The 12,236-nt window shown below is 60.0% G+C and carries 10 protein-coding genes; 5 read left to right on the top strand and 5 right to left on the bottom strand.

The genetic code is table 11. The annotated features are described in order from the left end of the window. Window positions 1-110: 110 nt before the first annotated feature. From KUF59_RS41365 to KUF59_RS41345, 5 genes are all read right to left on the bottom strand, one after another. Window positions 111-1,073 carry an AraC family transcriptional regulator gene (locus KUF59_RS41365; RefSeq protein WP_212462114.1) on the bottom strand — a complete coding sequence of 321 codons (963 nt, stop codon included), beginning with the start codon at window positions 1,071-1,073 and terminating at the stop codon, window positions 111-113. Window positions 1,074-1,781: 708 nt separating this feature from the next. Next, window positions 1,782-2,789: an AraC family transcriptional regulator gene (locus KUF59_RS41360; protein WP_212462115.1), complete on the bottom strand. Its 1,008-nt coding sequence runs from the start codon at window positions 2,787-2,789 to the stop codon at window positions 1,782-1,784. Between the two features lie 263 nt (window positions 2,790-3,052). Then, window positions 3,053-4,033, bottom strand: a complete 981-nt coding sequence (locus KUF59_RS41355; protein WP_249140901.1) for an HAD family hydrolase — start codon at window positions 4,031-4,033, stop codon at window positions 3,053-3,055. Window positions 4,034-4,418: 385 nt separating this feature from the next. Continuing rightward, window positions 4,419-4,616 (bottom strand): (2Fe-2S)-binding protein, encoded by a 198-nt coding sequence (locus tag KUF59_RS41350; RefSeq protein ID WP_212462116.1) that lies wholly within the window; start codon window positions 4,614-4,616, stop codon window positions 4,419-4,421. Window positions 4,617-4,853: 237 nt separating this feature from the next. Beyond that, a complete protein-coding gene (locus tag KUF59_RS41345; RefSeq protein ID WP_212462117.1) occupies window positions 4,854-5,750 on the bottom strand; it encodes a sterol desaturase family protein in 897 nt (298 codons plus the stop codon). A gap of 113 nt (window positions 5,751-5,863) precedes the next feature. Between KUF59_RS41345 and KUF59_RS41340 the strand changes: the two genes are divergently transcribed. From KUF59_RS41340 to KUF59_RS41320, 5 genes are all read left to right on the top strand, one after another. After that, window positions 5,864-6,769 (top strand): LysR family transcriptional regulator, encoded by a 906-nt coding sequence (locus tag KUF59_RS41340; protein ID WP_212462118.1) that lies wholly within the window; start codon window positions 5,864-5,866, stop codon window positions 6,767-6,769. 70 nt (window positions 6,770-6,839) lie between these two features. Beyond that, window positions 6,840-7,079, top strand: coding sequence for a UvrD-helicase domain-containing protein (locus KUF59_RS41335; protein WP_258768017.1), 240 nt, complete (start codon window positions 6,840-6,842; stop codon window positions 7,077-7,079). Between the two features lie 806 nt (window positions 7,080-7,885). Beyond that, complete coding sequence (locus KUF59_RS41330) at window positions 7,886-8,032, top strand: hypothetical protein (protein ID WP_249140887.1); 147 nt, start codon at window positions 7,886-7,888, stop codon at window positions 8,030-8,032. A gap of 112 nt (window positions 8,033-8,144) precedes the next feature. After that, complete coding sequence (locus KUF59_RS41325; RefSeq protein WP_212462119.1) at window positions 8,145-9,032, top strand: pyruvate formate lyase family protein; 888 nt, start codon at window positions 8,145-8,147, stop codon at window positions 9,030-9,032. Window positions 9,033-9,907: 875 nt separating this feature from the next. Further along, window positions 9,908-12,145, top strand: a complete 2,238-nt coding sequence (locus KUF59_RS41320; protein ID WP_212462120.1) for an NADP-dependent isocitrate dehydrogenase — start codon at window positions 9,908-9,910, stop codon at window positions 12,143-12,145. Window positions 12,146-12,236: the final 91 nt, after the last annotated feature.

Genomic DNA, 12,236 nt, shown 5'->3' with positions numbered 1-12,236 from the left:
CTTCGCCCAACTCCACCCACCAACCGATTTGCCGACCCATGCAGGATCAGATTTCGGCAATCGGTCGGATGCCTCGCGAACAGGAAATTGGTTGAAACCTTCGGGAAGCGCTATGCGCTTTCGGCAGGTTCCGATTGCGGATCGCGGTGCAGCGTCATGGAAGGCGACTCACCGAAGGTGGTGCGATACGTCACCGCAAAGCGCCCAAGCTCCAGGAACTGATGGTCTCGGGCAACTTCCGCGACGGTGGCTATCGAAGGATCGGCACGTCGAAGGGCCGAACGAGCCTTGTTCAATCGTCGCAACAAGAGATATCGCGTGGGACTTACACCGAGGAATTTGGCGCAGCACAGCCGCAGTGTTCGCTCCGGCACGCCGATCTCGGCACAAAGTGCGGGCATGTTAAGCTTTTGATCAATGCGTTGCCTCAGCGTTTCTTCGAAGCGAGCCATGATAGCGGCGTGACGGTGCAGTGTTTGGTTGTCTCTTGCCTCATTGGCGGAAACGCAATTGATGATTGCGTGAAGCATTTCCTGCTCCAGCGCTCTTGTTACCTCGGGGCGCTCGATCAATCTCCGTTTGGCTTCCGCAAGATGGCAAGCCTCCTTAAAGAGACGCTGAAATCTTGTTACATCCGCGCGTGCAGGATGGAGTACTCTGCTTGGGTGCGGCGGTGCGATCTCTCGTCCCGTCAATGTTTTGCTGCAACGCTCGAATTGCTTGGTCGATAATGATGTGAAGCCCCATTGGCATGCGCCGTCGGATCGTTGATGTGTGCTCTCGCCGCGACCGTGCAAAAACATGTCGCCGTTTCGCAAAGTAAATCCATCAGAAATGAGAGATGCGGTACCGACCGGAAACGACAGGAACACCTGCTCGGGGGGCAGTGAGATATAGGCAATGCGCGGGAGGCTTTCGCAAGCCAGATAGACTTCCAGATGTTTCAATTTCAACCGTGTCAGCCGTGCGTTGAAATCTCCGGCACCCGTTATTGTGAGATTAATACGTGCATCACCGAATTCGGCGATGTAGCCATCGGGCTCGCTAAACGTGAGTGTACCGTTTTCTGCCATATGCCCCGTCCCGTCGGACCGGCGGACAGTTCGTGCGACCGGCTGATGCCAACCGAGGAGGCAGCATCAGGTAGTTGACCGTTTTCGACTATGCGGGTTCGGAAGTTCGGCTGTTCGTCGTGCCGTGTGCGAATATGCAATTCCGGCAGGCGGGTAGGCGATCTCGACCAGATGCCGCGATCAATAGAAAGACCGCCCGTCGGCGGTCTTTCAGGAACAGAAGATGGCCGAGTATTTACGGCCGTATGCCCATCTTGCGCAGCACTCACGATAGGCGTCCATCCCATAAGCTCGCCTTTCCGCAGTAGCACCGGAACTACCAACGGTTACACCGCTTGCCGCGGCATTGGCCTGCCTGAAGCATTCAGCGCGTGCGGCTCTGACATCCATCTTTGCTGCTTGTGCCGGTAGCGAGGTTGCAAGGACTGGAAGGAGTAACGCGATAGCGAAGAGCGTTCGCATACGAAGTATATTCGCCTCCTTGAAGGATACTGGGCCTAGCGTTGCCGGGCACGAACTGAGCGTTTCCCGATATTTGTCAGCCCGGCCGAGACAATGATATTCTGCGTTGCCAAGCCCGCTATGCAACACAATGGCAAGGCCGGCGACGCTCCGGCAATCAGAAGCGGGCACGGCTGCCTGCAGGGCAGCGAGGCGGCTCTGGCACTCTGTGCCAAGGCATTTCGTGGTAAGCCCACCGTGTCTGGTTCAAACGGGCCGCAAGTCAGTGGCCGCAAGCGATGATGGGGGATTGAAATAGACTTCCGGCCGCTCCGCGGGCCGCCGCAACGTACGCGATGGCGACTCTCCGAACAGCGTGCGGTAGGCAACCGAAAAGCGCCCGAGTTCCCAGAAGCCGTGGTCGGTAACGATCTGCGTGACTGATGCCTTGGATGGATCCGAACGCAGGAGCGTTCGCCGCACGAGGTGCATTCGGCGCAATGTGAGATAGCGAATTGGTCCCATGCCGAGATGCTCTTCGCAGGAGGCGCGAAGTGTTCGCTCCGCGACGCCGATCTCTGCGCAAATCTCGGGAAGATAGAGCGGCTGGTCGGGATGCGTTTCCAAAAATTCCTCAAACCGCGCGATGATCATGTCATGACGTCGGCTGCCGGCGGTCGGCTCTACGGCGGTGCCTTCAGCAAGGCAACTCACCATGATATGAATGAGCTCATTCTCTAAGCCCCGAAGCACCTCCGGCAGCTCCAGAATATGCGCTGCATCGTGAGCAAGCTGCGCGACGCTCTTGTGCAGTTTTAGTAGTCGGAGCGTCAGCGCATGGTTCGGGCGAATAATTCGCCTGTGCGGCGTTCTCGGCAGCTCACGACCGATTATTGTTTCTGCAGCAGCATCCAGATCATCAATCGGCAGAGACATCGCGCCAAAATGAAGGTTAGCGTCAGATCGTTGATGTGCGACGTCGAACCTGTTTACGATGATATCGCCGGGCGAGACTTCTTGGCCACAGTGCAGGAAAGGTGACGAATTGAGTTCGGTTAGAAAACCGATCGATGTACGGCCGGGCCTTACCGCAACAGTACTGACCTGTGGTAGGGATACATGAAATCGATGGATTAGAAGCCTGTTCATGCCGATCTGTGCAATCTGAGCATGAAAACGTCCCTTCGCTGTGGGAAGCAGTTCGACATCGGCAGTCCGAATAACGGCGTGGCACGCCGACGGATCGCTAATGCTGAAGACTCTACTCCACGGCACTTCTGTTCTTCCCCCAAAACAGAAACTACTATTTGGCCAGACAACCGGTGCTACGGCGATGAGCCTCAGGAAGCCTTAGCTTCGGATCGCAGACGCAGGGGACGAGGGTGGCACTAAATTACAGTTGTATTTTGGTGTTGTTATTACCGTAGATCAACGTACGGATTTTGACGCCGTGCTTTGACGTAGATCAATGGATGTTATGTTGCAGCGTGGAGCTAGCTAAATATCTTCAGTGGGATGCCAGTGGGCGACTCCGCTACTCACTGTTTTTGGAAAGGAAATATGACCTTCCAGTCGCGCTTCATGTCGACAACGGTCCAATGGTTGGTGGCCGCCAAATCAAGCGCGACATCGAGGCGCCCGAAATGCGAGTGCCGGTCGTAGGCATATTCTCGTTCAGCATCAGTATGATGGATGAGCACGCCGAACCGGACGCCGGCTGTTAACGTCGTCCACTGCAGCATTTCGAGATCGCCATCGGAGTTGCCAAAGGCAGCAATCGGACGGCGGCCGATGTACTCATTGATCCCGACCGGTTTGCCGTCTTTGTCGTCAATGAAATTGACGGCCGGGAGGCGGAATATCGTTGGTATGCCATCGCGCATGACGAATTTGGTCTTGATCGATGATCCGACCACTTGTTCGGGCGGTACCCCGTAGATCTTATCCGTCCAGGGCCGCATGAACTCGACGCCGCCTCCCGACACGATGAACGTCTTGAACCCGTTCGCGCGCAGGTAGGCCAGGAGTTCGAGCATTGGCTGGTACACCAGTTCAGTATAGAGCCGCTTGAAGCGCGGATCGCGCGCGGTGGCGAGCCAGTCCGTCACAATCGACGAAAATTCGCTCACGGTCATGCCCGCGTGGGTAGCCATGATGAGTTCGACGAGGCCAGGCTCACCGGACTCGGCCAGCGCCTTCATGTCGCCATCGAGAACCGCCTTGAAAGGCTGCTTGTCCTTCCACTCCGGATGCATGGGAGCGAGCGCCTTGACGCGGTCGAGCGCGAAGGCAAGCTGAACATACATGGGCTGCTCCACCCATAGCGTGCCGTCATTGTCGAATATGGCGATGCGATCGGACGCTGCGACGAAGTCGGAGCCGCCGTCTTCCGTGACGTGGCCGACGAATTCGATAATGGCCTGTTTTGCAGGTGTGTCGTTCCAGGAAGGCAGGGGATCGGTCTGCGCGAACGCGGGAAATGACCAGGCCACAACGATCGCGACTGCGACGGTGAGCATGTGAAAAGCCCGGCACTTCATTGTCCGACCTCCAGCAGAATCTTCCCGATCTCCACAAGCGGGCATTAGGAGCATGTTAAAGAAGCGACGCTTGCTGCCTATGCAAATCCGGCAGGCCTTACAGAGCAGCCGACACTCATCCTTGTTGTCTTTCAGGAGCCGTGTCAGCGACTTCAAGTCAGCAATGCGCTGAGCATAGGATGGCTCCGGCGCCGCCAGGTAAGCCGCACGCTGCTTGTCAAAGCAGGACTGAAATTCAGTGGGAATGTCGATCGAACGGGAATTGACAGGCACGTTCATGATGTTCCCTTTCTCTTGGTTTTTCGCGTGTCCTTCCAAGCGAAATATCGAGGGCGGGTGTGACTGTGACTGTATCAACTCCAAGTTAGTGCATGCTTGCGTTCGCATGAACGGAGCGGGGCCTTTCATCCATGATCCGCTTGATAGCGTGAGCGCAGCGGCCGCACCGGGCGCTGCATCCGAGGCAGGCATACACCTCGCTCATACGAGGCCGTTGCGCCTCTTCTACGACCACTGACCGCACCTGATGGTCGCTAAACACATTGCAAGAACAGACGATCATCGTCTTCTCCTAACCAATACCAATGGGTCGGATGAAGACCGCCACAAGCGCGGTGCTCCACCCAAGCACGATGGTTTCCATTCGGGTCATCTAGGCGTGGCCAAGAGGCGGCTCGCGGACCAGACGCCAACCGTGCGCGTTACGCATTTCAGCTCCTTCCGAGGCATCGCGAACGCCTGCTGCTGCGCCTCGAATGCGCTACCCACACGGGGGCAACCAGCACGTCGAACCTGGCGTTCATGCGGCCTCCTGTTTAGCTTCGGTCTGTAGGTCAGCTTCGGTGAAGCCATAGCCGCCGGGGCGCAGCGCCGAATGCTCGCGCTTGGAGTGGACCAGCGGGTAGAACATCTGCGTCGTCCAGCGCTCCGGGCCAAACAGGATGTCGTCCTGGAGGCCGACCTTGGCCGGATATTTGCGTGTGATATGCGCGGTGCCGAACAGCACGTCCCAGAAGAACAGCAGGTTGCCGAAGTTGCCCTTGTAGTGGCCGATGCCATCTTCGTTGGTGAGCGCGTGGTGCGCCTGGTGCGTGGCCGGCGTGGAGATGGTGCGCTCCAGCACCCACATGAGCGGATGCAGCGCGCGGATGCGGTACAGCGGCGCGTCCCACGCCCAGGCGCAGTGCGCGCCGAGGATGACCGCCAGCTTGATCACCAGGTACGCCGCATAGATCGGGCCGAAACCAAGATACACCGCCACGCCGCCGATCCACAGGCCCGGCATCATCAGGTAGTAGAAGAAGTTGTTGCGGTAGGTAATGCGCACGCTCATGTAGGCCGCGCTGTGGTGCGCGCGGTGCAGCGGCCACAGCAGCGGCGTGTGCGAGGCGCGGTGCCAGAGGTACTGCGTGAGGTCATCGCCGATCAGCAGCAGGCCGGCCATGGCCCACCACGGCAGGTTGGCCCAGGCGTTGTGCTCCGCGGGCATGAGCCAGTTGCACAGCGCGTTGCTGCCCAGCAGTGCGATCGGCTGGGTGACGGCGATCAGGCTGACGAACATCAGCACCTCCAGCCAGGTGTCGTTGGCTGTCGCGTGGTCTCGCACGGTGTTCTGGTAGCGCCGGGTGATGAACTCCATGGCGGCAAAGCCCAGGATGCAGGCGCCGATCAGAAGGTATTGCAGTTGCGAGCTCATGTGGGGTGTCTCCTCTCGCTCACATTTTTTAATAGTGAGGACGATTTTGGGGGTGCCATCGTAATGCGTCCAATGCATAATTCTCATCGTCTTGATGCATGGAGCGCAACACCATGGATTTGCACCGCCTGAGCCACGTCGTCGCCCTTGCCGACACCCTGCACTTCGCCCGCGCCGCCGAAGCCGTCCACCGGAGCCAGCCGGCCTTCAGCCGCAGCATCCAGGCCATCGAGAGCGACTTGGGTATCCGCCTGTTCGACCGCGACGTTGGTGATGTCCGCCCCACCCCGGCCGGCGAATTCGTCATCGAGCGGGCGCGCAAGCTGCTGTTCGAGGCACGTTGCCTGCAGCGCGACGTGGATCTTTACCGCGACAGTCAGCTCGGCGACGCGGCGTTCGGTGTAGGACCGTTGTTGACGGCCACCCTGATGCCACGCGCGCTTGTGGCGCTGCGCCGCCAGCACCCGCAGGTGACGCTGCGCATGGAGGTCGGCAACTCGGTGCAGTTGCTGGAGAGCCTGCGTACCGAGAACATCGAGTTCTTTGCCGCCGATGTGAGTGACATGCCCAAGGATGCCGCGCTGGACATCCAGCTGATCGGGGGGCAACCGGCCAACCTGTATGTGCGGGCAGGCCATCCGCTGGCTGGGCGCGAGCATACGCTGCAGGAAGTCTGGGCGTACGGACTTGCGGTACCTACGCTGCTGAGCCCCTCAACGGTTGAACTGGCCGCCCTGCTGGGCCTGCCTGAGGGCCAGGAGGCCACCATTGCGCTCGAGTGCGACAACTACGGCATGCTCAAGACAGTCGCGCTCACCACGGATACCGTTCTGGGTGCGACGGACGCGGCGGTACGGGAGGAACTGGAATCCGGCGCGCTCGTTCGGCTTGTCGTGCAGGGCTGGGTGTCGCCGCCGTCGAGCACGGGCATCGTCCGATTACGAGGGAGAACCTCGTCGCCAGCAGCCAAGGCAGCCATTGCAGCGATTGTGCGGGCCGCCGGCGAGATCAACGTGTAGGCGCCTTACATCACCCGACGCATGGTCCGGTGCGGAATACCGACCTCTTGAGGCGGTCAAATACCCGCTCATGATTGTTGACGAGTTCCAAGATACGAACACCGAAGAATGGGCCATGATCGCGCAACTCGGTCGTCATAGCAGACTAATCGCATTGGGTGACCCGAAACAGCGCATCTACGATTTCAAGGGCGCAGATCCGCGTCGGTTCGGAGAATTTATCGCTCAGTTCCGTCCAACAGAATTCGATTTTGTAGGCGAAATCGTCGTAGCGCGGGGACGGACATATTGGAGTTCGCCGACGCTATGATTGAGGGGGCATTTCGACCGGATCCGTATGCCGGTGTTTCGATCGCTAGGTATCCCGGCCAGAGCCTGCGTCCACTTAAGCAGGAAGTGCTGCGCAGTATTGGCCGCCTCAGGCGGGCGCCAGATTGGTCGCTTGCAATCCTTGTTCCTGCGAACAATCTTGCTGTGCAGGTTTTCGACTATATGGCTCGCGCAGATCACGGTCTCCCAGGGTATCCAGTAGAGATCTTAGTCTCGGCGGAGGGCCCATGCTCGCAGGCGCTCTAATAGCCCTCATGCTTGAACCCACGACTCCGACAGCGCATTTGCTGCTATTGGACGGTCTCGCCGAGTTTGAACTAGGGCGCTCTGAAAACGCTTCAGACGTAGCGATAAATAGGGCTTCGCGGCTTCGCGCGCTCGGTCAAGCGGTGCGGCGTCGCGGTGATGAAGGCTTCGGCGGTCGAGGCATCGGGTCCGATGTTCGAAAGTTGATCCAGAGCGTTGAGGGCTTAGCGCTTACAGGCGATCCCATGACTGATTGGCGTGCTGTTAGGGCAGCGTTTGCCGCTAGCCTACGGACGCAACTGCAGGCGGTTGCAAAGGAGGCCCGTCATATGCAGCTCTTAAGACGAGGCGCGCAGATCGAAAGCCGGTTCGCGGAAGCTTGGCGGAACTACGGTGTATATCGGGACGCTCGAGCGATGTTGAATGCGGCAGTCGTTGAAGACCAGTTTGCGGCTACGACGAGACCTCATCGCGGTGCGACCGTCATGACCATAGCCCGAGCTCGACGGCAGCATCATCAAGCAGGGCGCCGAGGCGTTCATGTCCGCGGAACGGGCGGGCAAGCCGGACGCCGTCCATGTCACGCCGGAAGACAAGAAGGTGATCGACGAGATGCTATTCCCCTATTGGAATGGCAAAGACTTCACCCCCACTTCGTGCACGCACTGCCCGAAGATTCGCGGTTGATTTCCTTCGGACCTGATCCAAACAACATCGGCGTCATGCAGACGAGGGCATTGGTCAGCCACGTCCACGATGCGGCCACTCCCAGAACTGGGTCATCGACTGGGGAAAGCTGATGGCGCGCGGCCGCAAGGGCATCCGAGAGGAGGCGCGGGCCCGGCTTGCGGCGCTCGAGCACCCGCGCGATCTGGTTCACAAGAGGCCGTTCTACGAGGCGGTCATCATCACGTGCGATGCACTCTCGATCTGGGCCCGACGCTACGCCAAGTTGGCGGGGGAGATGGCGGCGAAAGAAACTCGCTCGCAGCGCAAAGACGAACTGCGGCAGATCGCCGAGGCATGCGATTGGGCACCAGAGAACCCTGTGCGCACGTTCCACGAGGCGATCCAGGTGCAATGGTTCGCGCAGCTGTTCTCACGGCTCGAGGAAATGGTTGGCGGACAGATCTGCCAGGGCAGGTACGACCAGATCTTCTATCCCTACTACATGAATGACCTAACCAAGGGCCGGATCACGCCCGAGGCCGCAAAGGAGCTGTTCCAGTGCCTCTGGCTGAACATGATGCAGAGCGTGGAGTCCCAGATGTCTCCGTCGGCCGCGTCGGGGAGGGAGGGGTTCTCGCACCACGAGACGGTCACCATCGGTGGACAGACCGCGGAGGGCAGGGATGCCACGAACGAACTGTCCTATATCGTCCTCGAGTCGACGCGCCCGCTGAAATGCAGCTACCCGGAGCTTGCCGTGCGAATCTACGCCGGCACCCCGGACAAGTTCCTGCACGCCGTGGCCGACGCCATCAAGGACGGCAAGTGTTCTCCCAAGGTTATCAACGACGAGGTCGAGATCCCCTTCTTCCTGAGCCACGGCGTCGAGATGCGCGAGGCGCTGGACTACTCGGTGTCGGGATGCACCGAGTTGCGCCTGCCCAATCGCGAAACGATCGCTTGGGCGCATTTTTGCGGCTCGCGCCGGCCGGCCGGCAGCAATAATCCCAGTTGGTGAGCACGCCGTCTGACCGAGGCGGTGTGGCGTCCAAGCTGCTTTGCGATTGCTGCCGCACTCGTCTTTAGGTGCGCGAGTTCGATCAAGAGCTTGATCTCGTCCTCGGTCCAAACACGCGGTTTTGCTGGCTCAATCACCATCGCTCGCTCCGAGCATCGAACCTTGATCAATTGCAAGTGCGATTCGGGCGCTACGAAGGCGATGACAATAGGGCGGCGCACGACCTTTCACACCCGAGCCGAACGGGCATCGCTGGTAGCAACCGTTCGACCGTAGGGCATCGTGCCGCGCTTGGGCGTCCAATTGGCTACCCCCTGCGGCCCGCGCTCTCGCCAAGAAATGACGCAGTTCGACGAAATGTCCCGAGCTCTAGGATAGGTGGGGCAAGCCCACAAAGCTGACTGTTGCTGCCGATGAAAGAGGGGCGGCCAGCGTGCAACCCTGACCGCCCAAGAGTTGCTTGCGGCGCCCCATCTGCGCGTTACCAATGCCGTTATCGCCAATTGTGCAACCGATGGCAGAATCTCTCCCTTGGTCGTGCACGGCGAAACGAGAGCTCGAATTGATCTCGAAAGTGCTACCGCAACCCTCGCGAGACTGGATTTGCAGCTCAACAGGTGCGAGAACACGCGACGGCACGAGGGCTGGAATCGGATACAAATCGCGCAGAAATTCAGTAGCCTCGTCAAGTACTTAAGCCCTAAGCGGGATTCCGCCCCTGGGCACCATTTTCCCCACCAGGCAGAAAAATGCAGTGACCCTTGGCGCTCCAAGCGCCTGATCACGCGTGTGGCCCGAAAAAATCCTGGCGCAGTTTTCCCAACGGCGATGTAACCATTGGGACCCGGTTCCCACCCTCGCGAGAAAGCCAGCGCATGAGCACGACGTCGTCCACCATCATCTACACGCTGACCGATGAAGCTCCGGCACTGGCCACGGTCGCGTTCCTGCCCATCGTGCGCGCGTTCACGACAGCGGCCGGGATCGACGTCACCACCAGCGATATCTCGGTGGCGGCTCGAATCCTCGGTGAGTTTCCGGAGTTTCTGACCGATGCGCAGCGGGTGCCCGACAATCTTGCCGAACTGGGCCGGCTGACGCTGCTCCCCGGCACCAACATCATCAAGCTGCCCAATATCAGCGCTTCGGTGGCGCAGTTGATGGCGGCCATCAAGGAGCTGCAGGGCAAGGGCTACAATATCCCTGATTATCCCGAGAACCCCAAGTCGGACGAAGAGAAGGCGATCCGGGCGCGTTACGCCAAATGCGTCGGCAGCGCCGTCAATCCGGTGCTGCGCGAGGGCAATTCCGATCGCCGGGCACCGCTTGCGGTGAAGAACTACGCGCGCAAGAACCCGCACAGCATGGCCGAATGGAGCCAGGCCTCGCGCTCGCACGTCTCGCACATGCATCACGGCGACTTCTACCATGGCGAAAAATCCATGACGCTGGACAAGGCGCGCGACGTGAAGATGGAGCTGATCACCAAGAGCGGCAAGACGATCGTCCTCAAGCCCAAGGTGTCGCTTCAGGACCGCGAGGTGATCGACTCGATGTTCATGAGCAAGAAGGCGCTGCTGGAATTCTACGAGCAGCAGATCGAGGACGCCCACAAGACCGGCGTGATGTTCTCGCTGCACGTGAAGGCCACCATGATGAAGGTGTCGCATCCCATCGTGTTCGGCCACTGCGTGAAGATCTACTACCGCGACGCCTTCGAAAAGCACGGCGAGCTGTTCGACGAGCTGGGTGTGAACGTCAACAACGGCATGGTCGACCTCTACAACAAGATCGCGACCCTGCCGCAGAGCAAGCAGGACGAGATCAAGCGCGACCTGCATGCCTGCCACGAGCACCGTCCCGAGCTCGCCATGGTCGACTCGGCCAAGGGCATCACCAATTTCCACTCACCCAACGACATCATCGTCGATGCATCCATGCCCGCCATGATCCGCAACGGCGGCAAGATGTGGGGCGCAGACGGCCGCCTGAAGGACGTCAAGGCGGTGATGCCGGAAAGCACGTTTGCCCGCATCTACCAGGAGATGATCAATTTCTGTAAGTGGCACGGGGCGTTCGACCCGAAGACTATGGGCACCGTGCCCAACATCGGCCTGATGGCGCAGCAGGCCGAGGAATACGGCTCGCACGACAAGACCTTTGAAATCCCCGAAGACGGCGTGGCCAACATCACCGATCTCGCCACCGGCGAGGTGCTGTTGAGCGAGAGCGTCGAACAAGGCGACATCTGGCGGATGTGCCAGGTCAAGGATGCCGCGATCCGGGACTGGGTCAAGCTCGCCGTGACGCGCGCCCGCAACTCCGGCATGCCGGTGCTGTTCTGGCTCGACCCGTACCGCCCGCACGAGGCGCAGCTCATCACCAAGGTCAAGATGTACCTGCATGAGCACGACACCACCGGCCTCGACATCCAGATCATGAGTCAGGTGCGCGCCATGCGCTACACGCTGGAGCGCGTCATCCGGGGCCAGGACACCATCAGCGCCACCGGCAACATCCTCCGCGACTACCTGACCGACCTGTTCCCGATCATGGAGCTGGGCACCTCGGCCAAGATGCTGTCCATCGTGCCGCTGATGGCCGGCGGCGGCATGTATGAAACCGGCGCCGGCGGCTCGGCGCCCAAGCATGTGCAGCAACTGGTGGAGGAGAACCATTTGCGCTGGGATTCGCTCGGCGAGTTTCTGGCGCTCGCCGTCTCGCTGGAAGACCTCGGCCTGAAGACGCGCAACCCGCAAGCCAAGCTGCTCGCCAAGACGCTGGATGCCGCCACCGGCAAGCTTCTCGACAACAGGAAGTCGCCCTCGCCGAAGACCGGCGAGCTCGACAACCGCGGCAGCCAGTTCTACCTCGCGATGTACTGGGCCCAGGAGCTAGCGGCTCAGACCGAGGACCCCGCTTTGCAGGCGCGGTTCAAGCCGCTTGCCGATGCACTGGCTGGGAATGAGGAGAAGATCGTTGCCGAGCTCGCTTCCGTGCAGGGCGTACCTGCTGACATCGGCGGCTACTACCTGCCCGACTCCAGGAAGCGCGAAGCCATCATGCGCCCGAGCGCGACGCTCAACGCGGCGCTGGCGCAGTTGGGAGGGTGATAGGCGGGGTGGTCTTATGGTTGGACGGGGAGATTGCGGTGCGCTGAATGTAGGCTCGATCTGACAGGCCGTCGATCGAGTAAGTTAAGTG

The organism is Bradyrhizobium arachidis, from assembly GCF_024758505.1.
Lineage (GTDB): Bacteria > Pseudomonadota > Alphaproteobacteria > Rhizobiales > Xanthobacteraceae > Bradyrhizobium > Bradyrhizobium manausense_C.
This window is presented reverse-complemented; position numbering and strand designations above follow the sequence as displayed.

What these genes read in the sequence shown, in the direction of transcription:
- KUF59_RS41330 (WP_249140887.1), top strand. Translation starts at nt 7,886, where the DNA reads ATGTCCGCGGAACGGGCGGGCAAGCCGGACGCCGTCCATGTCACGCCG.
- KUF59_RS41335 (WP_258768017.1), top strand. Translation starts at nt 6,840, where the DNA reads ATGATTGTTGACGAGTTCCAAGATACGAACACCGAAGAATGGGCCATG.
- KUF59_RS41345 (WP_212462117.1), bottom strand. Translation starts at nt 5,750, where the DNA reads ATGAGCTCGCAACTGCAATACCTTCTGATCGGCGCCTGCATCCTGGGC.
- KUF59_RS41320 (WP_212462120.1), top strand. Translation starts at nt 9,908, where the DNA reads ATGAGCACGACGTCGTCCACCATCATCTACACGCTGACCGATGAAGCT.
- KUF59_RS41365 (WP_212462114.1), bottom strand. Translation starts at nt 1,073, where the DNA reads ATGGCAGAAAACGGTACACTCACGTTTAGCGAGCCCGATGGCTACATC.
- KUF59_RS41325 (WP_212462119.1), top strand. Translation starts at nt 8,145, where the DNA reads ATGGCGCGCGGCCGCAAGGGCATCCGAGAGGAGGCGCGGGCCCGGCTT.
- KUF59_RS41340 (WP_212462118.1), top strand. Translation starts at nt 5,864, where the DNA reads ATGGATTTGCACCGCCTGAGCCACGTCGTCGCCCTTGCCGACACCCTG.
- KUF59_RS41350 (WP_212462116.1), bottom strand. Translation starts at nt 4,616, where the DNA reads ATGATCGTCTGTTCTTGCAATGTGTTTAGCGACCATCAGGTGCGGTCA.
- KUF59_RS41355 (WP_249140901.1), bottom strand. Translation starts at nt 4,033, where the DNA reads ATGCTCACCGTCGCAGTCGCGATCGTTGTGGCCTGGTCATTTCCCGCG.